Raw genomic sequence first — 24636 nt, forward strand, 5'->3', positions numbered from 1 at the left:
ATACGAGGGGATGTGGGCAGGCATTGAATGCTACGGACGGCGCCCGGGATGCCGACGGGACTCGGGTCCGGCAGTTACTCGACGTTGTTCGCGACGTCGCGGCGGAGGTCGCGCCGCACGAACTGCCGCTGCTCAGCGGCCTGCAGGGTTTCGGTCACGCGGAGATCGGCCGCAGACTCACCCACCGCGGGCGGCGTGACGACCCGCTCGGCTTCGGACTGGGCGAAGCCGTGGTCCTGGTGAGTCCCATCGTCTGGCTGGTGGTGCAGCAGGTCGCCGACCGCATCGCCGAGTCGGCGGTGGACGGCGTCCGGTCGCGCGGTTCCGCGGTGTGGCGCCGGTGGCGACGCCGCCCCGAGCCTGCGCCGGGGCTGCCCGAGTTCAGCGCCGAGGCGCTGCGGGAGGTGCGGGCCGGTGTTGTCGAGAAGGCCACTCAGGCCGGCATGGCGGAGGCACCCGCGCAGCAACTCGCGGACAGCGTCGTCGACCATCTCGTCAGGGGCACTGCGGATGAGGCCGAGGACGAGAGCGAGGCGTGACCCCGGCTGACCAGCCGTTGGCGGCCACACCGTCGAACGCCGCTTCGGCCGCGCCGAAGAAGCCGGCGCTCGACGAGCTGATCCTTTTCCCCGGCACCATGCAGCGCTTCATCTTGCTGCTGGTGCTCTTCCTCGCGGTGAGCAGCGGCGCGGCCCACGACGTCATCGAACACCTCCCGGTGGCCTGGGGCGGGCGCTACGGCGCGGTGCTGCTGCCGTACCTTGCCACGTGCGCGCTGGCGGTTGCGGCTCTCAAGCTCTACCGGGAACTCCCGGGCTGGAAGGTCCGGCGTGCGCGCCTGGTCCCGGTATCGGACATCGCCGACGGCGGCCGACTGCGCGCGGAGCTCGACCGCCTGTCGGATCGGGCCCGGCTCGAGACGGAGCCGACATGGGTCTACGCCCCCGGGGCGCCGTCCGCAAGCGCCGTCGTGTTCGGTACGCACCGGCATCCGATCGTGTGCCTGAACGCGGGCCTCATCGCGTACGCGACACTGCGGCCCGCCCGGTTCCGGGCGGTGGTCCTGCACGAGTTGGCGCACATCCACAACCAGGACGTCGGCGTGACCTACGCGACCGTGGCCATGTGGCGGGTCCTGGTCGCCGCCGTCCTCATACCCAAGGCCGCTTTCGTCCTCATCCGCGGGCTCACCGGCGTGGCGGGCGTCCTGGACCCCCGCGGGTTTGTCCAGGACGTGCTGATCGTGGCGCTGGTCTATCTGACCCGTGCGGACATCCTCCGCACGCGTGAGATCTACGCCGACCGCACGGCCGTCCATCTCTGGCACGTCGACCCCACCGACCTGATCCCCGCCGCCCGGCAACCGCGTCCGGACGGGTCCTCGTTCACGCGGCTCCGCGCCTCGGCGGTGGAAGCCTGGCGCACGCATCCGTCCTGGGGGCTGCGCGGCCGGGCGCTGGCCGGCTCCGACATGCTGTTCGTCCAGCGGGCGTTCCCGCTCTTCCTCACCGGGGTGGCCGCCGATGTCGCAGCGAGTCGGCTGACGTCTCCGTTCAGCTCGGTGGGAGAGTGGCCGGCGTCCGCGCGGGATGCGGAGTTCTGGCAGTTCGGCTCACCCTGGGCGTGGCTCGGCATGGGCCAGTACCTGCTGGTCGCGGGCCTGGCCGCGGGGATCGGCGGGGTCGTGCTGTGGCGTGCCGTACTGCGCGCGGTGCTCACAGGCCGCCGTACACCCACAGGCTGGTCGGCGGGCTTGTGGCTGGGCGCCGGACTGGCCCTGGGCGAGCTTTCGAACAGCAGCCGCAGCGAGGGGCAGTCGGTGCCCGCCCACCCCGAAGTCCTCTTGGTCCTCGTCGCGGTGGTCGCACTGCTGATGAGCTGGACCGCGCAGTATGCGGACTTGCGCATCAGAACCTATCGCGGGACGCACCTCAGAACCGCCATGACGGTCGGAGTGCTCGTCCCCGGAGTCGTGCTGGCGTTCGTGATGCTGTGGTGGGTCAAGGAAGGGTGGATCACCGGCTGGCACTCCTCCGTCAGCGAGGCACTGACCGCAGCCGAACTTCCCGTGTCCGACGCTTCCTTGCCGCTCCGAACCGCGGCGACCCTGACCGCGTTGCCCGGCAGCGACATGAGCTTCTCGGGGCTGTGGTGGACTGTTCCGCTGCTCTGGCTCGTCCCTCTCCAACTGTGGCTCGCACGGCTGCCGCGCGCACCGTCGAAGCGAGGCGGGCTCCGCCGAGGCCGCCGCACCGGGCGGCGGGTGCGCCGCAACGCCCGCCGCGAGGCCCGCAGCCCGGGGTGGAGCGACCACCCGCCGAGAATTCCCTCGGGCAAGGCTTCCACCATGCACAAGGCGGCCACGGCGACGCTGCGTGCCCTCCGGGAGCTCTGGACGTGCCTGACAGCCCTGCTGGGCTTCGGCGCGCTCCTCCTCGGGGCGATGTTCTTCGGCTTCTTCCTCATATACGGCGGCCTTCTGGGCAATTACGCGCTAGGCCTGTCGCTGTGGCTCGCCTTCATGATCGTGCGTCGGCGGCTCGACGAGGGCGACAAGGGCTACTGGCTGGAGCGGGCCCGGCCAGGCGCGGCGCCACCACCTGCTCCAAGCATCCAGGAGCTGCGCCGTTTCGTCCGCGTCGGCGTTGTCGGCGGACTGGTCGGCTGCGCCGGGCTTCTCGCCGAGCCGCTCGTGACGCGTTCCGCGCACGGGGAGACCACCTGGCAGGTTCAGAGCATCGAGAGTCTCGTCTGGACCATCGTGGTCACCGTCGCCGTCATGCTCGCCGTGGCGGTCGTGGCCGGCTGCGCCGCTCAAGGCGGCTATCCCGTCCTCACCGCTCTGATCGCATCTGGTGTCGCCTGCGTGATCAGTCTGACCGGACAAGGCGTCAGGGGATCCCTGGACGGGTGTTTGGGGCCGCTGAACAACCTGGCTCCGACGTGTGACTGGCAGCCGGAACGCTACGCCCCCCTGGTCGAGCACGCGCTCGGCTACGCGATGACCTTGGGGCTCCTCGCCGCAGCCGCGGCAGCGGCACTGTCGCACGCCGCGGCAACCGTGTTCCGACCACGCAGACGGGCGGTCGTGTCGGCGGGCGCCACCGCAGCGGCAGGACAACTGGCCGGGCCCCGCCCGGCCATGGGCTTCGTCAACACGATCGCTGTGGCTCTCATCGTCGGCTCCACCAGCTTCCAGACACTGGTCCAGGAATCACCGCTGCCCAGGAACGACCTGCTCATCGCCTACCAGATCCCCCCGACCGGTCCGCTCCCGAACGGGGTCTCACCGCTTGCCGACTGGATGCGCCATGTCGGCGACACGATGGCCCGGTACGCCGCGGCCATCCGGATGGCCGCGGATGCCTTCGACGCCTACCGCGCGGCCCCGCAGGACGCGGACGTCGCCACCCTCGCCAAAGGGTTCGAGCCCGCTTGCGCCGAACTCACCGACATCGTGGAGAACGCCGATCAGGACGGCAGGGTGATCAGCCCGTCCCTTCCCAAGGACCTCAGGCAGGCGTGGACTCGCTATTTGGCCGAGGTCAAGAACGTCCGGGAACGCTGCCTGGCGGCCCGGGACGCAACCACCGGGACCGAACTCGTCAGCGCGGTCGAGGGACTTGTCGCCGCCGGCAAGAACCAGATGCCGGCCGCCAAGGAACTTGCCGCCCTCATCGGGTCGTGAACCCGTGAATGAGCAGACCCGGGGAGAACGCGATCGCGCTTTCGCGGGTTTGAAGCAGCCGGCCACGTTCTTTGCGGCCTCCTTCGCCGCGTACGCCCGAAAGCCCACGACGGACGGCTGAGCGCCCCCGCGCACGCGTCACGACGACTGGCCGGTGGCTATCGGCTGCGTGAGCCTGGAAGTGGGGCGGGATCCGTGGGCATCAGACACATCCGAATTTGGGCGGTGAACTCCATGCCCGTGTACATCACACTCCTGAACTGGACCGAACAAGGCATCCGCGCCTACAAGGACTCCCCGGCCAGAGCCCAGGCGTTTGCCGGCGCCCTGACCAAGGCCGGCGGGTCGCTGGTCGACGTGTACTGGACGGTAGGCCCGTACGACCTCGTCTGCATCGTCGAGGCGTCCGACGACGAGTCACTCGTCGCCGCGCTCCTCGAGGTCGGCGCACTGGGCAACGTGCGGTCCACGACCATGAGGGCCTTCGCCACCGACGACATGGAGCGCATCATCGCGAAGAACGCCGGCTGACCGACGGGTAGCGTGGGTGGCCGTTCGTCGACCCGAGAGGCAGCCGTGGCCAAGCGCATCCCCGTCGTTCTTGTGGCAGGCTTCCTCGGCGCCGGGAAGACGACGCTGCTCAACCACCTGCTCCGGTCCGCCGAAGGCATCAAGATCGCCGTTGTCGTCAACGACTTCGGCAGCGTCAACATCGACGCGATGCTCGTGTCCGCACAGGTCGACTCGATGGTGTCGCTCGGTAACGGCTGCCTGTGCTGTGTCCTGGACACGTCCGATCTCGACGGCATGTTCACCCGCCTGGCCCGTACACGTCCCGATGTGATCGTCGTCGAGGCGAGCGGGGTCGCCGAGCCGGGGGAGCTGGTGCAGATGGTGCTGGCCAGCCGCAATCAGCGCATCCGGTACGCGGGGCTGCTCATGGTCGTCGACGGCGCGCACTTCGCCGAGACCCGGGACAAACACCCCGAGGTGGCCAGGCACCTCCGCTATGCCGACCTGATCGTCGCCAACAAGGACGACCTGCTCGACGCCCCCTCCCGCGAGGCGCTCGCCGCCGCGCTCACCGAGGCCGCCCCCGGTGTTCCGGTCCTCGCGACCCGCCGCGGCCGCATCGACCCGTCCTTGCTGTTCGACCCGCCGGCCACCGGTCCTGCCGTGCCGCGAGCCCGACAGCTGTCCTTCGACGACCTCCTGCACCACCACGACGACCACGACGCGCACCTGCACGCCGCTTACGACACCGTTCACCTCGAATGCGCCGACCCCGTCGACCCTCGCCTGTTCGCGGACTTCGTCGGTCAGCGTGTGGACTCCCTCTTCCGCATGAAGGGCTTCGTCCACTTCGCGCTCCCGGGCCGCCCCGACCGCTACACCCTGCAACTCGTCGGCCGGCACGTCGCCTACACCCGCTCCGGCTGGCCTCGCGGCCGGCCCCCCGCCACCTCCCTCGTCGCCATCGGCACCCGCCTCGACGCCGGAGCCCTCCACACGGCCCTCGCCGCCTGCATCCGCCCGGCCGCGCACGGCCCCGTCGCCGACCCCGACATCGCCATGGCCCCCATCCACCGCCACCTCGAAAACCGCCTCCGGGAGGCCCGCCCGGACCCGGCCCCCGAGCCGACGGCCGAGCCCGACGCCGAGTGGGCGGACCTCCCCGACCGCTGACACGAGACGGCCTGCGGCGAATCGCACGTGCATCGACAGCACGCGATGGCCGGCCGAACGGCAGGTGGCAACCGGGCGGTTTTCTCGCCGCTGAGAGGTTCTGGAGCGGCTACTGGGTCACGGGGCCTGTGACGGTCTGACGGCTGCGGTTGGTGGTGGGGGGCGCCTACCCGTCGTGTCCTGCGCCGTCCTCCACAGGGCCGCCGGCGTCCCCTCGATCGAAACTGGTCCGCCCCCGGCCGCCACACGGCGTGCCTGGCCAATTAGTCTTCGTGCGTCATCTTGATGCCTGAGCAGGCTCCGCATCTGTCGAACGGTCGCGGAGCCCAGTTGTGCCTGTGAGGAACCTGTCATGAGCGAGCCGCACGGGGGCGTCGGCCGGAATTACTTCGCTCGACTGCGCCGCCTGCCATGGGGTCCAGGCCCGGGTTGGTCGGCGTTCGGGCGCGAGGGCGGCCGCGTCGTGCCGGCGGTCGCCGGCGCGGTCTCCGGCGAACGGCGCGGTGGTCGCCTGAGCTGGGCGGCCGGCGCGCGTCACGGCGGGGACTCCGAGCCCGCGAAGTCGTCCGGCGGCTCCCCGCCGCGGTGGCGGATATGTCATATAGCGGTGGCGCTCGCACTACCGCTGTACGTGGGATGGGGCCTCCTGCTGGCCACCGGTGGCGGTGATCTCGCGGCTCAGTACTCCTGGGCGGAGTTCGCCGTGCGGCATCCGGGGACGCCGTACGGCCTGTTCTGGTACGGCGGGGTCGACGTCGGCAGCTACAGCGTCCTCTCGCCGCCGCTGATGGCGTTGGCCGGGGTCCGCACGCTCGCCGCCCTCAGTGGGTTGACCTCGACCTGGCTGTTGGCCGCGCTGCTGGTGCGCACCACCCGGAAGGTGCCGACGTGGCCGGCGCTGATAGGGGCGCTGGCGCTGTGGGCCAACGTCGTCTCGGGCCGCGCCACGTTCGCTCTCGGTGTCGCGAGCGCGCTGGGCACCTTGCTGGTCCTCGTGGGGCGGCACACACCTGTGTGGCGGCTCGTCGTGGGGGGCGTGGGGACGGGGCTGACCGTGCTGTTCAGCCCCGTGGCCGGTTTGTTCCTTCTCGTGGCGGGCGCGGGGTACCTGCTCGACCGGCAGTGGGCGAGAGGCCTGGCCCTGACCGTGCCGACGGGTGTGGTCGGTGGGCTGGTGGCCGCGCTGTTCCCGTCCCACGGCCAACAGCCCATGGGCGCCGAGCGGATCATCTTGCCGGTCCTGACCGGCCTCGTGGTGGCGTTGACGGCACCGCGCGACTGGCGCGTGCTGCGGGCCGGCGGCGCGGTCTACGCCGTCGGTGTGGTGCTGACCTGGCTGATTCCTTCGCCGGTGGGCACCAATGTCGAGCGCCTGGGCGCGCTGCTCGGCGCGCCCGTGCTGCTGGCGATCTGGTACGAGCGGAGACGGCGAGCCCCGCAGCCCGCGACGAGGTCTTTGCTCCGATTCGCTGGTGACCCGTCCTTCGGCACGCGCTTCTGTGCCGCGGGGCTGGCGATGTGCGTGATCTGGACGACGGTGGTGACCGCCCGAGATGCACTGAATCACACGGAGGTGCCTGGCTGGTCGCGGCACACCGCCGGGGTCATCGCCGAGTTGGACCGGCTGGGCGCGTATCGCGGCCGTGTCGAAGTGGTCCCCACCGGCTCGCACCGCGAGGCCCCGGTGTTCGCCCAGTACTTCCAGGCGGTGCGCGGCTGGAACCGCCAACTCGACATGGAGCGCGGCCGGTTGTTCTACTCCGACGAGCTCGACGAGGCGAGCTATCGGGCGTGGCTGAACGATTGGGCGGTCGGCTACGTCGTCCTGCCGCACGCCCCACCGGACGGCTACGCCGAGACCGAGGCCGCGTTGATACGGTCCGGCCGCCTGAGCTCCTGGCTGAACCCGGTCTGGAGCGACACCTATTGGACCGTCTTCCGCGTCCAGGACGCCGTGCCGCTGGCCACCGCCCCCGCCGAGGTGCTCCGTGCCGGCGACGCCGACATCGTGCTTGAGATGCCCAGCCCGGGAACCGTCACCGTGCGTGCCGCCTACTCGCACTGGCTGTACGCCGACGGCGCCTGCCTGCGCGCGAGCGGCCCCTGGATACAACTGACCGCCTCGCGCCCCGGGACGTACCGCATCACCTCCAGCTACTTCCCCCCGGACGGCTGCCGAACATGAGGTCCGCGGCCGGGAGGCACCAGGCCGTGGCCGCGTGGACGGTGGCCACGAGCTCGTCGACCCCGGGCTGACGAGTTATGCGGGCACCGCGCCGACCGCCAAGCCGAAGCCGGGTGCCGGTGGGGGCACCACGGCACCCGGATTCACGACGGTCCACGGGGTGTGCGTCAGGTCTGCGGCCAGCCCCGCCCTCGTCGTGAGCAAGGAGCTGTCGGCCGATCCCGCGGGGGTCAAGAACTACGCGGCGGATCTCAAGCTGGCGCCGGCCACGGCCGCCGCGCCGCAGCAACTCCGGGTGCAGACCAGCCTGGCGGTCAAGCTGATCCAGCCGTGGGGGCTGCCGCAGAGGTGAACCGCGGCTGCGCGATGACGACTGAAGGCCGTTCTCTCCGTCGGGAGAGGGCGGCTTTCCGGCGCTTCCGGGCGTCAGTGCGGCACCGTCGCCTGGCCGGCGACGAGTTCGCGGTACGGCGTGCAGCGGGCGACGAGCGCGGGGTGGTTTCCCGCGTCGACGACCGTGCCGGCGCTCATCACGATCACGTGGTCGGCGTGCCGGACCGTGGAGAGGCGGTGGGCGACCACGACCACCGCGCGGGTCGGTGCGAGGTCGTCCAGGATGGCGCGGAAGCGCTGCTCGTTGATCCCGTCCAGCTGGCTGGTGGGCTCGTCCAGCAGCACGATCTCGGCGTCCGACAGCAGCGCCCGGGCGAGGGCCATGCGCTGGCGTTGGCCGCCGGACAGGTCGGACTCGCGCCCGAGCAGGGTGTCGAGGCCTTGCGGCAGGCGGGCGACGTCGCCGGCGAGGCCCACGGCGTCCAGGGCGGCCTCGAGTTCCGCGTCCCGCGCGGGGTGGGCGCGGCCGAGCTGGAGGTTTTCGCGGGCGGTCGCCTCCAGCAGTGTGAACGCCTGGTCGACGTACGCGATGCGGGCGCGCAGCGCGTCCAGGGGCCAGTCGAGCACATCGTGCCCGAGGACGTCGACGGATCCGGACGCGGGCCGGAGGAACCGGTCGACGAGCGCCAGCGTGGTGGTCTTTCCGGCGCCGGACGGCCCGACGATCGCGGTCAGGCCGGTGCGTTCGACCGTGAAGGAGACGTCACGGAGGGCGGCTTCGCTCGCGCCCGCGTGCGTGTACGAGACCGAGCGGAACACCACCGCGGGCGCGTCGGGAAGCGGGGACGGGGCCGGCCGGTCGGCGTCCTCGGGGTCGGCCTCGGGGTCCATGAGCAGCACTTCGTTGCAGCGGTCGCGGGCCGCGAACCCCGCCTGGAGGCGGCCGAAGCCGGTGGCCAGGGCGTTGACCGAAGGGACGGTCTGCAGCAGGTAGAGGAGGAACGCGGCGAAGGCGGCGGCTCGGAGGTCGCCGCTCGCCAACCGCGTGCCGCCGGTGAGGATCACGGCGATCATCGCGAGCTGGTTGCCGAGGGTCAGCACCGCGGGGATGAGCGCGCCCAGCCGGGTGCCTTCCAGGGAGACCGCGCGCAGGCGTTCCGCGTCGGCGGCCAGGGCGCGCGCGGCCACCGGTTCGGCGCGGTAGGCCTTGATCGTGGTGAGCGCGTCCAGGTTGGCGGTGAAGCGCTGGGCGAGTTGCCCGACCGCGGTCTGCTGTCCGGCCGTGCTGACCCGCATCCGACGCAGGACCAGCAGCACCAGGATGGTGAGGACCGCCAGGGAGACGACCGTGACGAGCGTCAGCAGCCAGTCGATCCACACCATGATGCCCAGGGTCGCCGCGATCGTCAGTGCGGCGAGCGGCAGTTGCGTGGCCACGTCGACGACCTGCCGCAGCAGCATCGCGTCGGACGTGACGCGGGCGGCGAGGTCGCCGGTGCCTTCCGCGCGTACGACGGCCAGCGGCAGTCTCAGCGTGTGTTCCATGATGCGCGTCCGCAACCGGTAGGCCATGCGTTCGCCGATGCGCGCGAGTTGGAAGCCGGACAGGGCCTGCGCCAGGGCGCTGCCGACGGCCGCGGCGCACATCAGCGCGACGTCGGCGGCCAGGGGCCGGTGCGCGGAGAAGTCGGTGATGATCTCGCGGACGAGCAGCGGCAGCGCGAGCGTGGCACCGGTGGCCACGACGGCGAGCGCGAGCGCCCAGGTCAGCCGGCCGGACTCGGCGGTCAGTTCCCGGCGGAGCCGGACCGGGCCCGGGGCGCGGCGGGCGGTGGTGGGGTGCGGTTCGGCCACGGGAAACCTCTCTGGTGCTGCGGCGGCGCGACGAGGGCGTACGCCGGGCGGGTGTGAGCGGTCGGGCGGCGGGAAGACGCGGGAATCGGGAACACGGAACGGGCCGGGGCAGCGGTGCTGCCCCGGCCCGGAGCCCGACCGGACCTCACGGCCCGGTCGGTCCCGCGGTGCGGTCCGCCTGTGCAGGCGGCGGCACGGTCAGAGGCAGATCAGCGTGCTGAGCGTGCTGGTGCCGCAGTTGAGCACGCTCAGCGAGCTGGTGCTCGCGAGGGTGTCGTCGATCGGCGTCGCCTGGGTCTCGGGAACTTCCATCGTCTGGAGGTCGAGGATGGCCATGACAGTTCTCCTTCACTACGGGCGGTGAACCACCCGGCCGGGCGGCCGGGAGTCTGGGGGCGCGGGACGCGCCGGTGGAAACGTGCGAGTGGTTCCGTGGTCAGCCGCGACGGGCGGACACGGGTGCCACCGCGGCGGGGCTGCCGGTCCACGGCAGGAACGGAGTTCCGGCCAATGCCGTGCCCAGCGCGAGCAGCACCCCGGCGGAGCCGGATGCGAGGTCTGCGGACAGGCGCAGCAACTGGTCGCCGGGGAAGGCGAGATGGCCGCGGTAGGTGATCTGGTGGAGGGTCAGGAGCCGGCGGTGCCGGTCGAGGACGGCGTCGGCGTCCCCGGTGAGGGCCAGGTAGCCGAGGAGCCCCGCGCGTCCGTTGAACAGTCCGGGCTGGATGATGAATTCGGGCTCGGCCGCGCGCCGGATGGGCGCGTTGTAGGAGGCCGCCGCGATGTCGGGCCGGTGCGCGGTGAGGGCGGCCAGCGCGAGGCCGATCCCGGCGCTGCCCGTCTCGATGTACGGGAGCACCCGCCGTCCGTCGACGACCTGCACGGTGCCGTCCGCGACGGTCGCGCACCGGTCGAGGTCCAGTTCCAGCAGGGCTTCCGCACGGTGGAGAAGGGCGTCGTCGCCGGTGTGTTCGTACAGGCGGACGAGTGCGAGGGCGGGCCCGGCGGCGCCGGCCAGCAGACCGGCTCTCCGGCCGCTGTCCGAACTACCGGCCTTCTCCAGGGGGTCGGCGGCGTTCTCGGCGAGGGCGCGGGCTTCGTCGAGGAACCGGTGCTCGCCGGTGGCGTCGGCGAAGTGCAGCAGGGCCAGGGCGATGCCGGCGTTTCCCGTGCCCAGCGACGGGCCCGCGTCGGTCTCTGACGCCTCGGCGACGCGCGCCAGGACCGTGAGCGCCGCGTCGCGTTCCCCGAGCAGGTCGAGCGCGTAGGCCACACCGTGACCGCCGAAGTACAGGCCGGGGCGGATGGGTTGGCGGTACGCCGCGCGGACGAGCCACCGCACGTGCGCGGGGTCGATCGCGGCCCCGGTCGCGTGCAAGGCGTACAGGACGCCGGCCGCGCCGTGGGCGAGTCCGAGCCCGCCGTGGGTGAACTGGGCGACGTCGCCCGGGAAGAGCCGGTCGGCGCGCTCGGGTGTGGCCATCGCCGCGATGCCTTCGGCCAACGAGTCGCGGATCCGCGGCCAGTCGGCGTCCGGCGCGGACAGCAGGGCGGCGGCCTCGGCGCGGCGCTGCCCGAGATCCGGGCGCGCCATGCGGCCGTCCGTCGGCACGGCGCCCAGCAGCGCGCGGATGTCGTCCGTGTACCCGGGCGGCACGGGGAAGCGCCGTTCCAGGGCGTCGGCGAGCTCCGCGGCCTTCCCCGGGTCGAGGGCCGGAAGCTGGGCGAGCGGGAAGAACAGCCACAGCCGCAGGGCCGCGAGGCCGTACCGGTCGACCTGTCTCCCCGTGTATCCCGGGGGTGCGGTGAATCCGGCCGCGCCCAGCGCCGGCCGCAGGAAGTCCTCGACGGGGCTGGCGAGTTCGAAGTCGATGAAGCAGATGTCGCCGTCCGGGCGGACGATCAGATTGCGCGGGTGCAGGTCCCCGAAGACGACCCCGCGGGCGTGGATGGCGTCCAAGGTCCGCTCGACGCGCTCCACGATGCCGAGGGCCTCGCGGGTGTACTCGGCGACCGCGGACCCGTCGGCGTCCGGGTGGATCAGCGGGTAGCGCGAGGTGAGCCACTCGGTGAGCGCGCCCCCTTCGACGAACTCCTGCACCAGGAAACGATGTTCCCAGGCGTTCAGCAGGCCGTGCACGGCCGGGACGCCGGGCAGGCCCGCCAGGCGGGAGAGCATGTCGTACTCCTGCCGCAAGCGTGCGACGGCGTCGACACCCCGCTGGTCCAGGCCCGCGTGCGGGCGTGCCTCCTTCAGGACCACCTGGGGCCCGCCGTCGCGGCCGCGCGCCAGGTAGACCCCGCCCGCGTTCGAGAAGTGCAGGACCCGCTCGACCGTGTACGGCAGTCCCGAGTCGCTCTGCGTCGCGCGTTCGGCGACCGCGGGGGCGATGACCGCGGGGACCGGGGCCCAGGACGGGACGGAGAATCCCGCGCCGCGGACGTCCGGGACAAGGCGGCCGTCCGGCCCTTCGAGGGCGAGCACCCGGTCGCCGGCCTCGTTGCGGCAGTACCGCTCGGCGAAGCTCCCGTACCGCAGGTACAACGGGCCTTCACCCCAGCGCAGGTCGCTGAGGATGTACGGGCCGCGCCGCCCGGCGAGGCGGCGCCCGAGCACGTCGAGGCACTTCTCCAATTCCGCGTCGTCCACCGGATACAGCGTGCAGAACTTGCCGCTGGATCCGCGGGGCGCGTACTTGGAATTCTGCACCTGGAGGATCGGAAGGCCGCGCAGGAATTTGAACGTCATGCGCTCGCGCAGGCAGTAGTCGAACACGTCGGCGAGCACCGCCTCGGCGTCCTCCGCGCACGACGAGACGTGGATCTTCCAGCCCTGCGAGGGCAGTTCGACGCCCTCGGGGCGGACCACCGCCCATATCTCCAGGTCACCGCGCTCCCAGCCGGCCGGCAGCGGCGCGCCTACGGCGGCGAACTCCTCGGGCGCGCCCCAGCGCCGCGGGGAGTCGTAGAAGAGCGGATCGGCGTAGGCGTAGGCCTCATAGCGGTTGTCCACCGGAACCCTCCTCGGGGGCGAGGTGCGCGTTCAGCAGATGGTGTGACGATATGAATTCTTGGCGGCGGCCGGATCGGACGACAACGGCGCACGGCGGCATTTCCCGTCGCATTTGCACGACAACTATGCGCCGAACCGGTTGGTGTGCGCTATTGCCAAGGCCTGATGCGGCGTGATATTTCCGTCGAACGCATAAGCGATGCCGCGCGGATATTCACGTGCCCGGGCCGGCGAAATGAAGAATTGGAAGCACTGTCGGATCAAAACCGGGCACCCGTCAGGGCCGCCGACGGCGGGCGGACCACCTTCCCGCCCGCCCGTCACCCCCCGGCCACACCGTGGCGGTTGTCCGTCGGGCGGGCGTCGGGTGGATAGCCGGGGGGTTTGTTGGCGGGATGTCCGGCCGCTGGGCGCGTAGTTGCATCCATGGCGCGAGACGGCCTTCTGCGGGATCGTCTCATCCTCTGGACTGTGTGGCGCCTCTCCCGACTCGGGCGGGGCCTGTGCTCGTTCGGAAGGAACACGCTTGTGAGGATGAATCGTTCGCGCGCACGCACCGCGATGTGGGGGGCGGTGTGCTTGGGTCTGCTGGCCGCGTTCCCGGGCGCGGCGCAGGCCGCGGGGTCGGGAGCGGGGGCGGCGCGGCCGACGACCCCCGAGGAGATCGGCGCGTTGCCGCCGGCCGAGCAGAACAAGATCCTGGACCCGCTGCGAGCGGCGGCCGGTGCCTTGGACGAGCAGGGCCGCGAGGCGTACGCGGCCGTCTACGCGGGTGTGCGGTTGAACGCGGTCGCGGGCACCGTCGAGGTGTTCACGAAGGGGGACGCGAAGGCGCTGGTCGCGGCGGCGCACAAGGCCTCGCCCGGCGTGAACCTGTCGATGGTGCGGACCAAGGCGGCGAAGTACACCAAGGCCGAACTGTACGCCGCGCGTGAGCGGGTGCAGCAGTAGGCCGCGGCGGCCGGTGTGGTGGTCAACTCGGTGGCGGTGCCCGCCGACGGGTCGGCGCTGAAGGTCGGGGTCGGCGCGACGCCGGGCGCGCGGTTGGACGTGGCGGCGGCCAAGCCCTCGATCGCCGCGGCGGCCGGGGTGGACGTGGTGGTCGCGCCGAGGGAGCCGCTGAAGGCGGCGAGCCGATACGCGGACAGCGCGCCGTACTACTCCGGTTCGTTCCTGAACTCCGAGGTGGCCTGGTGCACCACGGGTATCCCGGTGATGGACTCGGCCGGCAAGAACTACATGGTCACGGCGTACCACTGCGGCAAGACGGGTGTCCGGTTCCGCAACGGCGACGACGCGTCGGTGGGCTGGTCGGTGAACCACAACAGTTACTGGGACGCGAGCCTGATCGACACGCCGAGCGCGCGGTGGGAGTACGACGGGCCGAAGGGCGGCAGCTATCAGCGGTTCAAGCTGACGAGCACGGCGTACTCGTACAACGGGGACTACGTGCACCAGAACGGCTACACCTCGGGTGTCGTCGGCGGGATCGTGGTGGACGACCAGGACGTGGAGTACCACGTCGTCGGTAGTAGCTACGGGACGTACACCGTGCGCGGGGTGTCCGGGCACCAGGTCAACGGGGGTTGCTCGGTCCAGGGGGGCGACAGCGGCGGTCTGGTGTTCCGGTACGTGAACGAGGAGGCGCGTGAGGTGCGCGGCGTGGTGAGCGCGGGCGACTGCTCGGAGATCCTCTGGACCGAGGCCAGGGACATCTACAAGGCGTTCGGGGTGCAGTTGACCACGCGTGAGTAGAAGCAAGCCGGTGCGCCCCCTCCGCCGTGTCGGGCGGCGGGGGCGTTCGGCTGTCCGGAGCGCGGACGGGCTCTCGTCGGCTGGTCGACTTAAGGGGCGCTGAGTCGTTGGTTAACGTCCGCCTAAGGATCGCCGCAAGCCTCTGACCTGGCATGTTGCCACCTCCGAGCTGCCTAGGATCCGTGCGACGGCAAGCGCCGACGGACACGCGGACGGATGAGATGAGCCCCACGACAACCCCAGGCGAGCCACCCCACGCGTCGCACGCCGGCGTAGGCGGCGGGACAGGGACGAGCGCGCCGCCGCGGGTGACGCCCGCGGCCCTGTACGTCGGCGTGGCCACCGGCGGCGGGACCGTCGTCGGCCTGTGGGCGGCGCAGGCGCGGTGGTCGATCCGAGCCGACGCGCTCTTGGCCACGGCAGCGCACCTGGCCGGCCTGCTGGCGGGCTACGGGTTCCTGGTGATGCTGCTGCTGATGGCGCGCGTACCCGCGATCGAGCGGGGCGTCGGCGCGGACGTCCTCACCCGCCGCCACACCCAGGCCGCGCGCTACGTGTTGTCCGCGCTGGGCGCGCATCTGGTGCTGGCACTGGCGGGCTACGCCGTGCACACCGGCAAGGATCCCGTGTCGGCGTTCGTGAGCCTGCTGCGCTACCCGGCGCTCGCCGCCGCCACCGTCGGGACCGTGCTGGTGCTGGCGGCCGGGTACACGTCGGCGACCCGCGTGCGCCGGAGGCTGCAGCACGAAGCGTGGCGCGGCGTCCATCTGATGACCTATGTCGGGGCGGCGCTGGGGTTCTTCCACCAGCCGGCCGGCCCGGACCTGGCGGGCGTGCCGGTCCTGGCGTGGCTGTGGTCCCTGCTGCACGCACAGCTGGCGATGCTGCTGGTGTGGTACCGCGGCGCCGTGCCGGCGCGCCAGGCTCTGCGGCATCGCCTACGCGTGGCAGAGGTCCGTGTCGAGTCGCCTGATGTGGTGTCAATAACCATGCGAGGCCGGGACCTTGCCCTCCTCCAGGCGGAACCGGGGCAGTTCCTGCGCTGGAGGTTCCTGACCCGGCGCCTGTGGCGTACGGCCCTGCCGTTCTCGCTGTCCGCCCCCGTGGCGGGCGACGAGCTGCGGATCACGGTGAAGGCGGTCGGCGGCCACACCCGCCGCATTCGACGCCTGCGGCCTGGCGTCCGGGTCGTCGCGACCGGGCCGTTCGGCGCTCTGACCGCCCATCGGCGCATGAACCGCAAGGTCCTGCTCCTCGCGGGCGGCATCGGCGTCACGCCGATGCGGGCGCTGTTCGAGACGCTGCCGGCCCGCCCGGGGGAACTGACCCTGCTGTACCGGGCGTCCACGCGCGAACAGGTGGTCCTGGCCGACGAATTGCGGACGATCGCCCTGCGCCGCCAGGCCCGCGTCTACTTCCTGCTCGGGCCGTCACGCGGGCCCGGGGACCCGCTGCACCCCGCCGCGCTGCTCCGTCTCGTGCCGGACCTGCCCGACCACGACGTCTACCTGTGCGGGTCGCCGGGGATGGCCGGTGCCGCAGAGCGATCGCTGCTGCGCGCGGGGGTGCCGCACGACCGCATCCATGCCGAGATGTTCTGAACCGGAGGAACCCCATGGCCCAGCCGCCGACGCGACGCGACCGCATCCGCACCGCCGTACTGCTCACCCTCGCCGGCGCGGTCGTCGCGACCGCCGCGGTGATGAACACCCCGACCGCCCCCGAGCCCCCCGACCGCCCGGGCACGGCGGCCGGGGCGGCCCGGTGAGGCCTGCGCCGGCGCGATTCAGTGTGCCGGTGTGTGGACGATCCGCCCGGACGTCACGTGTTCGACGAACGTCGTGACCGACTTCCCGGTGAGCGCGCGCGGCTGGTAGCCGTCGAAGTAGGCCAACGGCACGTGCACGGTGAGCAGCAGCGCGGCCATCGGCAGCCCGTACGGGAACCGCCGCATCGGGACCGGGTGTTCGCCGAGCCAGAACCAGAGCACGATGCAGAAGTTGGCGACGAGCAGGAACGCCCAGCGCTCCATGTCCCATCCGGCCAGGGCCAGCATGCTCGGGGAGAGGGCCGCGCCGGCGGAGAGCACGGTCAGCCGCAGTCCGCCGCTCCCGGCCTGGTGGCAGACCCGCAGGACGACGGCACCGACCACCAGGACCAGCGGCAGCAGGAACAGGAAGGCCTGCCACGGCGAGTACATGTGCCAGCTGGCGGACTGGGTGCGGCCGAACAGGGCGAGCGCGTCCGACCGTACGGGGAAGCCGTGTGCGGACAGCACGGTCCCGAGGGCCCGGGGAGCGCCGCCCGACGACGCGGGCACGAGCAGGACGACGGCCCCGACGACCGCGGCGGGCAGCACCGACGCGACCGCCCGCCGCGTCGGCAGGCTGCGTACGGCCGCGAGCACGAACAGCGGCAGCACGGTCAGCACGGTGATCTCGTGGACGGTCGCCGCCGCCGCGATCAGCAGCGAGGCGGCCAGGACCCGGCCCCGCGCCAGCAGCCACAGCGAGGCGAACAGAAACAGGTAGAGCACCTGGTCGAAGTAGCCGACCTCGTGGAACAGGTAGCCGCCGCTGGGCAGCAGGAGGAAGCCGAGCACCAGGTAGCGGCGCGCGGGGTTCCGGGCGGTCACCGCGGCGCGGACGAGCACGGTGACGATCCCCGCGAGGACCGCGAACGACACCGCGGCGAACAGCGGGTACGGATACCCGGTGCGCGACGCGATCGGGTGCAGCAGGCTGCCGACCAGGAAGCGCCGGTGGAAGCCGCCCTGCAGCGACACCGCCTGCAACGTGGCGGTCCAGCCGCTCGGCATCCGCAGCCCTGTGTACGCGGCCACCGCGACACACCCCAGCGTCGCGGCGAGCACACGCCTCCGGACAGCCTGCGGGCCGGGCGGTCCGCCGCCCCCCTCGGTCGACGGAGGACGCGCTTTCGCCGCACGGTCGTCCGCGGGGCGGTCCGTGACGCCGGTCCGCGGGTCCTGCCGAAGTCGGGACAGCGTCAGGGACATCCAGGGCACCTCACCTCAGTCGCGTCGGATGGGTCGCAGGACCAGCGAACGCCCGCACCATGAGAGCCGACTGAGAGGAGCGTGAAATCCTCGGGCGAAGGCCGGTCCCACCGCGAGCGAGGCGGTGACGCGCGAGAAGCCGTCGCGCGAACACGCCCGCCGCGCCGAACGGACGACCGTCCGGATCCGGTGGTCACCCGCGGCATCGGCGCCGAGGCGCGAAGGCGACAGGGCAACGAGGCACGCGGGGCCGGCACGAACGGACACACGGGGCCGGCGGGGGCGAGGGCGACACAGACGCAAGCATCGCCCGTGGCACGCCGTCGTCGCGTGCGGCCACGCGGTGCGGCACCTTCCATCCCTCCATCGGCCGTATCCGGCGTCCCGCGACCGGTCCTTGACGGCTCCCGACGCGTGGTGCCTGCTGTTCGGCCTCCGGCGCGGGTGCCGGGATCCAGGCCGTGTTCGGCGCACCTCGCGGCGTGGCGCGCGGGCGGTATCCGCGCACGGGCGCCGCCTTCGTCCGCGGCGGCAGGAACCGTGTGCACCCGTGTCCACGCCTGACCGGTTTGGCCGCCGCCCGGGTGGGTCAGGTGACGCGGATGCCGACGATGCAGGTGTCGTCGTCGGTGTCGGCCTTGCTGTGCGTCAGCAGGCGGTCGAGGCGCAGTCCGAGGGAGGCCGCGGGTCGGCGTGCGCTGTCGAGGAGTTGGGCCTGGGTTTCGGCCAGGGGGCGGTCGCGGCGTTCGATGAGGCCGTCGGTGTACATGAGCAGGACGTCGTCGGGTTCGAGCTGGACGTGGTGTTCTGCGTACTCGGTGTCGGAGAGCGCACCCAGCAGGATGCCGTCGGGCATCGGCAGGGCGGTGGCGGCGCCTTCGCGCAGGAGCAGCGGCGGGAGGTGGCCGGCGCGGGCCCAGCGCAGGCTCCGGGTGCACGGGTCGTACAGGCCGCACACGACGGTGGCGGTGACGTGTTTGGGCAGGGAGTGGGTGACGGCGTTGAGCCAACCGAGGAGCCGGCCGGGGCCGTGGCCGGTGACGGCCAGGCCGCGCAGGGCGTTGCGCAGGACGACCATGCTGGTGGCGGCGTCGATGCCGTGGCCGGCGACGTCACCGACGCACAGGAGGACCTGCTTGGTGGGCAGGACGACGGCGTCGTACCAGTCGCCGCCGACCGCGGCGTCGGACTCGGCGGGACGGTAGCGGACGGCGACGTCGAGGCCGGGGGTGTCCAGCGGCGTGGTCTCCGGCGGCATGATGGCGTGCTGGAGCTGCAGGGTGAGGCGGTTGCGTTCGGCGGCCTGCCGTTCGGTGTGCAGGAGTTGGTCGCGGGTCGCGGCGAGCGCGACTTCGGTCCAGTGCTGGGCGGAGACGTCCTGCTGGACGCCGCGCACCCCCACGAGTCGGCCGTCCGGCCCGAGGAGCGGTTCCGCGACCACCCGCAGCTGCCGGGCCGTGCCGGTGTCGTCGGACCCGCGGAGCCGGAAGGCGGCGGAGGCCGGTCTGCGCTGGTGGACGACGGCGCGCACGAAGCGTGAGACGGCGACGGCGTCGTCCGGATGGACGTGCGTGGCGAGTTCCTCCAGCGCGGTGGGTGTGGCGGTGGGCGGAAGGCCGTGGAGCTGGAACATCTGCGTGTTCCAGGTGGTCCTGCCGGTGACGGTGTCGTCCTCGAAGACGCCGATGCGGCCCAGGCGTTCGGCGTGGTGCAACAGGTCGGCGAGGCGGGCCGCCTCGTCCTTCAGACGCCACGTCACCAGGAGCGCGTCGCCCCAGCGGCTTATGCCGACGTCCGCCAGGGTGGACGTCGGGCGGCGGTCGACCATGACGGCCAGCGGGACCTGGGGGTGCGTGAACGCCGTTCCGGTGGCGTGGACGCGTACGGCGTGCCCGAACAGGCCTCCCGGTTCGGCGGCCAGCGGGTAGACCTCCAGGAGCGGCCGGCCCACGAGGTGCCGCCGGGCCCGACCGGCGGGATCGGTGAAGTGCGCGTTGGCGTACGAGATCCGGAAGTCGGCGAGCGTTCCGTCGGGTGCCCGGTGCGGCCGCAGGATCAGGGCCGGGTCGCGCAGGCCGTCCGCGAACCGCATCAACCAGGCGCTGCCGGGGGCCGGGTCGCCGTCGTCCGCGTCGCCGCCGCCCGGGGACCGGTCGGCCGGGTCCCGCAGGGTGTAGGCGCAGAGTTCGGCCAGCGCCTCGAACTGTCCCCGGCTCCGGGGCGGTTGTCCGGGCAGAGCCACGGGCCAGCAGATCTCCAGGACGCCGTGGATGCGTCCGCCGAGCGCGGCCGGCAGCGCGGCGCGGGCGCCGGGGTGCTCGGCAGTGCCCGGTGCGGCCAGGTCCTGGTCGGCGGCTGAGGCGACCCATACGGCCGCGGACTCCTCCAGGGCGCGCCCCGCGACGGTGGGGACGCCGTGCGGGACATGACGCCAGCGGGCCGCCTCGTGCGGGGCGAGGCCGGCGTGACCGCGCAGTGCGAGCGAACCGTCCTCGGCGACCGCCCACAGGAGCGCGGCGGTGGCGCCCAGCGGTGCGAGGGCGTGGTCGAGGAACGAGCGGGCCGCGGCGTCGGCGTCGTCGGCGGTGCCGGTCTCGGCGCGGCGCAGCCGCAGCGCTTCGGACGGCGTGTCCGCCCGGGGGGAGGGAACCCCGGCGTGGGCACGGGGTTCTTCGGGGTGCCTCGCGGTCGCGGGGTCCGTGGGCCGGGAGTGCGGCGCGGCGTCCGCGATGCGGTCGAGGGCGGCCTTGCCGATGATGTCGGCGGCCAGTTCGAGGGGCGGTAGGCCGACGCGGGCGGCGAGGTCGGCCAGTTGCCGGCGGGCGTCGACGGGGGCACAGCCCAGGCGTTCGACGAGGACGCCCGCGGCGGTGTCGAGTACGGCGCGGTCCTCGGCGGCGGCGAGGGCGGCGTGCAGTTCCCGCCCGAGGCGGTCGACGACGGCGGCGAGCCGCCGCACTGCTGTCCCGGGGTCGGATCCGGGGTCCGATTCCGGGTCGGATTCGGGGTCGGATTCGGCGTCCGTTTCCGGGTCGTCGGTGGGACCGGTGCCGTGGTGCGGCGGGTGAACGGGGGTGCGGGGGTCGGTCACGGTGCTGCCGGCTCCTGGAGTACGGCCCGTCGAGGCCTCGGGCGGTGGGGCGGTGGGGCGGTGTGCCCGGGCGGTCACGTGGTCGCGAGCCAGCGGCGGACGCACGCGATGAGGTCGTCGGCGTCGACGGGCTTGGTGACGTGCGCGCTGGCGCCCGCCGCGAGGCTCTTCTCCCGGTCGCCGGGCATGGCCTTGGCCGTGACGGCGATGACGGGCAGGTCGCGGTGGGCGGGGTTCCTGCGGATCTCCTCGGTGGCGGCGTAGCCGTCCATCTCGGGCATCATGACGTCCATCAGGATCAGGTCGACGCGCGGGGCGCGGGCGAGGGCTTCGATGCCCTCGCGGCCGTTGGCGGCGTGCAGGACGTCGATGCCGTGCCGTTCGAGGATGCCGCTCAGCGCGTAGAGGTTGCGGGCGTCGTCGTCGACCACGAGCACCGTGCGGCCGGCCAGGTCGTCGCGGAGCGGTGGTGTGCTGTCGGGTTGCTGCGCGACCGCCGGCGGCGGGACGTCGCCGGGCGCTTCGGCGGTGAGGTGCAGCGCGACGCGTTCGCGGAGTTCGTCGAGGCCGGCGAGGACTTCGAGGTGGCGGTGCTCGGCGTGGCGGCGCAGGCTCTCGTCCGTGGCCGGGGGAAGCCGGCGGCCGCGGTGCGCGAGCACGGGTACGTCGGCGAGGGCGGGGTTCGCGTCGACCGCGTTGAGGAAGCGCGAGGCGGCGTGGCCCGGCAGTCCCAGGTCGAGGACGACGCAGTGGACGGGCCCGGACGCCATCACGCCGAGGGCGGTCGGCACGTCGACCGCGGTGGTCACCCCGACGTCGTGGGCGTCGAGCGCGTCGCGGGAGCCCGGCCCCGCGGGGAGGTCGGCCGCCGCGCTCTCCGCGACCAGGGTCAGCAGCCCCCGGGGCTGCTCCTCGAGCACCAGCAGCCGGCGGCCGACCGCGGCCGGGCGGTCCGGTGCGAGGTCGTCGTGCCGACCGGTGGCGGGCTCGGGTACGCCCTCGGCGGCGAGCTCCGGGGTGTCGGCGCGGCCCGCGGGCAGGTACAGGGAGAAGGTGCTGCCGACCCCCAGGGTGCTCTCGGCGGTGACCGTGCCGCCGAGCAGGTGGGTGATCTCGCGGCTGATGGAGAGGCCCAGGCCGGTGCCGCCGTATTTGCGGTTGGTGGTGCCGTCGGCCTGCTGGAAGGCGCCGAAGATGCTCTCCAGCTGGTGTTCGGAGATCCCGATGCCGGTGTCGGTGACCGTGAAGGCCAGCACGGGACCGCCCCCCGGCGCCGTGTCCGGACGCTCCGCGTCGGCGCAGAGGCCGATGTGCAGTTCCACGCTGCCGCGTTCGGTGAACTTGACGGCGTTGGACAGCAGGTTGCGCAGTACCTGGCGCAGGCGGGCGCCGTCGGTCAGCAGGTCGGCCGGCACCCCGGGCGCGGTGGTGACGGTGAAGGCCAGGTGCTTCTGCGTGGTCATGGGCCGGAAGGTGGCCTCGACGTACTCGAGCAGGCCGCGCAGCGACACCCGCTCCCACGTCAGGTCCATCTTCCCGGCCTCGACCTTGGACAGGTCGAGGATGTCGTTGATGAGCTGGAGCAGGTCCGATCCGGCGGAGTGGATGATCCCGGCGTACTCGACCTGCTTGTCGGTCAGGTTCCGGGTCGGGTTCTGGGCGAGCAGCTGGGCGAGGATGAGCAGGCTGTTCAGCGGGGTGCGCAGCTCGTGGCTCATGTTCGCCAGGAACTCGGACTTGTATGTGGACGCCAGGGTGAGCTGTAGGGCGCGGTCCTCCAGTTCCTGGCGGGCCTGCTCGATCTGCAGGTTCTTCGCCTCGATGTCGCGGTTCTGCGAGGCCAGCAGGGCTGCCTTGTCCCCGAGTTCGGCGTTGGACCGCTGCAGTTCCTCCTGCTGGTCCTGCAGTTCTTCGGAGCGCGTCTGGAGTTCGGCCGTCAGGCGCTGGGACTCGCCGAGGAGTTCGTCGGTGCGGGCGTTGGCGACGATGGTGTTGACGTTGACGCCGATCGTCTCCATCAGCTGGTCGAGGAAGTCGCGGTGCACCGGCGTGAAGCGGCCCAGGGAGGCGAGTTCGATGACGCCGAGCACCTGGTCCTCGACGACGATGGGAAACACGAGCAGCTCGGCCGGCGCGGCACCGCCCATTCCGGAGGTGACGAGGTAGCCGTCGGGGACCTGGTCCACGGCGATCGTGCGACGGCTGCGGGCGGCCTGGCCGACCAGGGTGCGGCCCACCGGGACACGGCCGGCCGGCAGGCCGTCGGCGGGGAAGCCGTAGGAGCCGATCAGGGTCAGCACGACGCCGTCCGCGCCGTCCTCGGCGAGGTAGAACGCCCCGTACTGGGCGGAGACGAGCGGGGCCAGCTCGGCCATGACCAGCTCGGCGACCGTGGACAGGTCGCGGTGTCCCTGCATGAGGCCCGACATACCGGCGAGGTTCGACTTGAGCCAGTCCTGCTCCTGGTTGGCCCGCGTGGTCTCGCGCAGCGAGCCGACCATCGCGTTGATGTTGTCCTTGAGCTCGGCCACCTCGCCGGACGCGTCGACGGTGATCGACCGGGTCAGGTCGCCCTCGGCCACGGCGCTGGCGACTTCGGCGATGGCCCGGACCTGGCGGGTGAGGTTGCCGGCCAGCTCGTTGACGTTCTCGGTCAGCCGCTTCCACGTGCCCTCGACGCCCTCGACCTCGGCCTGCCCGCCCAGGCGGCCCTCGCTGCCGACCTCGCGGGCCACACGCGTCACCTCGGCCGCGAACGACAGCAACTGGTCGACCATCGTGTTGATGGTGTTCTTCAGCTTCAGGATCTCGCCGCGGGCGTCCACGGTGATCTTTTGCGACAGGTCGCCCTTGGCGACCGCGGTGGCGACCTGGGCGATCGAGCGGACCTGGGTCGTCAGGTTGCCGGCCATGAAGTTGACCGAGTCGGTCAGGTCGCGCCAGGTCCCCGAGACGCCCTTGACGTCCGCCTGCCCGCCCAGGATGCCCTCGGTGCCGACCTCGCGGGCCACCCGCGTCACCTCGGAGGTGAACAGCGACAGCTGGTCCACCATGCCGTTGAAGACGGTCGAGATCTCGCCGAACAGCCCGTCCGCGCCGTCCGGCAGCCGGGTCCCGAAGTCCCCGTCCCGCACCGCGGTCAACCCCGCCAGGAGTCTGCGCAGCTCCGGCTCCGCGACTCCGCCCGCCGCCCGCGCCGCGCGTGAACGCGGCCCCGTCCCGCTGCCGCTCGCGCCCATGGCTGCCACGTCCCGTCCGGATGCGGGCCCGCGCGCCGGCTGGCGCGAAGTGCTCGCCGGAGGTCGGCCCCGGGAGGCCCCCTCGAACGCCATCATTGCCCAACGGCAACGGTGCGTGCGACCGAACCGTGAGACGGGCGCCGGATTCCGGGCGTACGCCCGCCCCTGTGGTGACGGTCGGGCGCACCATACGCTTAACTGTTGCCCTATGGCAACGATAAGGTCGGGGTGTGGTCCTCAGGCGAAGCGGCGGGACGGCGCGTCCCGCACGCCCTCCCCGGTGTCGGAATCCGCGTGCGCCGGGTGGCCCGCGGCGCGCCGGAACGCCTCCATGCCCGCAACCAGCGCCGCACGGTCCGCGGCGGGCATCCTGCCCAGCGTGTCGACCAGGTCCTCGGCCCGCCGCGCCCGGATGGCGTCCATCAGCGACTCGCCGTCCGAGGTCAGCGCGACGACCACCTTGCGGCGGTTGTGCGCGTCCAGGTCCCGGGTCACCAGACCCGCCGAGTCCAGCCGGTCGCACAGCCGGCTCGCCACCGAGGAGACCGTGCCCATCTCCTGGGCGAGTCCGTGCAGCGAGATACCGCGGGCCCGATGGATGATCGTCAGAGCCCGCAGTTGGGTCGGGGAGACCGTCGTGCCGAACGCCTCCTGAGCCCGCCCCCACACCGTGATCAGCGACTCCAGCGTCCCGGCGAGCACCCCGGCCGCCTCCTCGGCGCCGACGCCGGGAGCACGACGGTTTCGCTGCGCTTGTCTTTCGTCCATGGTTCTTC

At 72.5% G+C, this 24636-nt stretch carries 17 protein-coding genes; 10 read left to right on the plus strand and 7 right to left on the minus strand.

The features are described 5' to 3' along the window. Nucleotides 1-23 precede the first annotated feature (23 nt). The 6 genes from QI554_RS02590 (at nt 24) to QI554_RS02615 (ending at nt 7911) form a co-directional block, all read left to right on the plus strand. Complete coding sequence (locus tag QI554_RS02590; protein ID WP_281465309.1) at nt 24-539, plus strand: hypothetical protein; 516 nt, start codon at nt 24-26, stop codon at nt 537-539. Beyond that, on the plus strand, nt 536-3688 hold the full coding sequence (locus QI554_RS02595; protein ID WP_281465310.1) for a M48 family metallopeptidase: 3153 nt from the start codon (nt 536-538) through the stop codon (nt 3686-3688). Before QI554_RS02590 ends, QI554_RS02595 begins: the two co-directional genes overlap by 4 nt. 234 nt (nt 3689-3922) lie before the next feature. Further along, nucleotides 3923-4219 (plus strand): GYD domain-containing protein, encoded by a 297-nt coding sequence (locus QI554_RS02600; protein WP_281465312.1) that lies wholly within the window; start codon nt 3923-3925, stop codon nt 4217-4219. A 45-nt stretch (nt 4220-4264) separates the two neighbouring features. After that, nucleotides 4265-5374 carry a CobW family GTP-binding protein gene (locus QI554_RS02605; RefSeq protein ID WP_281465314.1) on the plus strand — a complete coding sequence of 370 codons (1110 nt, stop codon included), beginning with the start codon at nt 4265-4267 and terminating at the stop codon, nt 5372-5374. Between the two features lie 352 nt (nt 5375-5726). Next, nucleotides 5727-7559: a hypothetical protein gene (locus QI554_RS02610; protein ID WP_281465316.1), complete on the plus strand. Its 1833-nt coding sequence runs from the start codon at nt 5727-5729 to the stop codon at nt 7557-7559. Between the two features lie 34 nt (nt 7560-7593). Beyond that, complete coding sequence (locus tag QI554_RS02615; protein ID WP_281465318.1) at nt 7594-7911, plus strand: hypothetical protein; 318 nt, start codon at nt 7594-7596, stop codon at nt 7909-7911. Nucleotides 7912-7985: 74 nt separating this feature from the next. On the opposite strand, the gene QI554_RS02620 is transcribed toward QI554_RS02615, so the two are convergent. The 3 genes from QI554_RS02620 to lanKC all read right to left on the minus strand — a co-directional run bounded on the left by QI554_RS02620 (nt 7986) and on the right by lanKC (nt 12759). Then, nucleotides 7986-9746 carry an ABC transporter ATP-binding protein gene (locus QI554_RS02620; protein ID WP_281465320.1) on the minus strand — a complete coding sequence of 587 codons (1761 nt, stop codon included), beginning with the start codon at nt 9744-9746 and terminating at the stop codon, nt 7986-7988. 198 nt (nt 9747-9944) lie between these two features. Continuing rightward, a complete protein-coding gene (locus QI554_RS02625) occupies nt 9945-10082 on the minus strand; it encodes a SapB/AmfS family lanthipeptide (protein WP_281465322.1) in 138 nt (45 codons plus the stop codon). A 100-nt stretch (nt 10083-10182) separates the two neighbouring features. Beyond that, complete coding sequence (lanKC, locus tag QI554_RS02630; RefSeq protein ID WP_281465323.1) at nt 10183-12759, minus strand: class III lanthionine synthetase LanKC; 2577 nt, start codon at nt 12757-12759, stop codon at nt 10183-10185. 534 nt (nt 12760-13293) lie between these two features. Here lanKC and QI554_RS02635 point away from each other — a divergent pair. The 4 genes from QI554_RS02635 (at nt 13294) to QI554_RS02650 (ending at nt 16282) form a co-directional block, all read left to right on the plus strand. After that, nucleotides 13294-13710 carry a hypothetical protein gene (locus QI554_RS02635; RefSeq protein ID WP_281465325.1) on the plus strand — a complete coding sequence of 139 codons (417 nt, stop codon included), beginning with the start codon at nt 13294-13296 and terminating at the stop codon, nt 13708-13710. A 15-nt stretch (nt 13711-13725) separates the two neighbouring features. After that, the gene (locus QI554_RS02640) at nt 13726-14514 is read left to right on the plus strand and encodes a chymotrypsin family serine protease (protein ID WP_281465327.1); all 789 of its coding nucleotides are present in this window, start codon (nt 13726-13728) and stop codon (nt 14512-14514) included. A gap of 221 nt (nt 14515-14735) precedes the next feature. Continuing rightward, nucleotides 14736-16115: a ferredoxin reductase family protein gene (locus QI554_RS02645; RefSeq protein WP_281465329.1), complete on the plus strand. Its 1380-nt coding sequence runs from the start codon at nt 14736-14738 to the stop codon at nt 16113-16115. A gap of 14 nt (nt 16116-16129) precedes the next feature. After that, entirely contained in the window at nt 16130-16282 is a 153-nt protein-coding gene (locus QI554_RS02650) for a hypothetical protein (RefSeq protein WP_281465331.1), read from the plus strand. Between the two features lie 18 nt (nt 16283-16300). Here QI554_RS02650 and QI554_RS02655 read toward each other — a convergent pair whose 3' ends face one another. From QI554_RS02655 to QI554_RS02670, 4 genes are all read right to left on the minus strand, one after another. Beyond that, on the minus strand, nt 16301-17356 hold the full coding sequence (locus QI554_RS02655; RefSeq protein ID WP_281465334.1) for a hypothetical protein: 1056 nt from the start codon (nt 17354-17356) through the stop codon (nt 16301-16303). Nucleotides 17357-18119: 763 nt separating this feature from the next. Beyond that, nucleotides 18120-20621, minus strand: a complete 2502-nt coding sequence (locus QI554_RS02660) for a SpoIIE family protein phosphatase (protein WP_281465336.1) — start codon at nt 20619-20621, stop codon at nt 18120-18122. Nucleotides 20622-20695: 74 nt separating this feature from the next. Beyond that, on the minus strand, nt 20696-23869 hold the full coding sequence (locus tag QI554_RS02665; RefSeq protein WP_425527900.1) for a response regulator: 3174 nt from the start codon (nt 23867-23869) through the stop codon (nt 20696-20698). A gap of 228 nt (nt 23870-24097) precedes the next feature. Then, complete coding sequence (locus QI554_RS02670; RefSeq protein ID WP_281465338.1) at nt 24098-24628, minus strand: MarR family winged helix-turn-helix transcriptional regulator; 531 nt, start codon at nt 24626-24628, stop codon at nt 24098-24100. Between the last annotated feature and the right edge of the window lie 8 nt (nt 24629-24636).

Origin of the sequence: Yinghuangia seranimata, from assembly GCF_029953285.1 — a bacterium.
Lineage (GTDB): Bacteria > Actinomycetota > Actinomycetes > Streptomycetales > Streptomycetaceae > Yinghuangia > Yinghuangia seranimata.

What these genes read in the sequence shown, in the direction of transcription:
- QI554_RS02645 (WP_281465329.1), top strand. Translation starts at nt 14,736, where the DNA reads ATGAGCCCCACGACAACCCCAGGCGAGCCACCCCACGCGTCGCACGCC.
- QI554_RS02635 (WP_281465325.1), top strand. Translation starts at nt 13,294, where the DNA reads ATGAATCGTTCGCGCGCACGCACCGCGATGTGGGGGGCGGTGTGCTTG.
- QI554_RS02610 (WP_281465316.1), top strand. Translation starts at nt 5,727, where the DNA reads ATGAGCGAGCCGCACGGGGGCGTCGGCCGGAATTACTTCGCTCGACTG.
- QI554_RS02625 (WP_281465322.1), bottom strand. Translation starts at nt 10,082, where the DNA reads ATGGCCATCCTCGACCTCCAGACGATGGAAGTTCCCGAGACCCAGGCG.
- QI554_RS02600 (WP_281465312.1), top strand. Translation starts at nt 3,923, where the DNA reads ATGCCCGTGTACATCACACTCCTGAACTGGACCGAACAAGGCATCCGC.
- QI554_RS02670 (WP_281465338.1), bottom strand. Translation starts at nt 24,628, where the DNA reads ATGGACGAAAGACAAGCGCAGCGAAACCGTCGTGCTCCCGGCGTCGGC.
- QI554_RS02650 (WP_281465331.1), top strand. Translation starts at nt 16,130, where the DNA reads ATGGCCCAGCCGCCGACGCGACGCGACCGCATCCGCACCGCCGTACTG.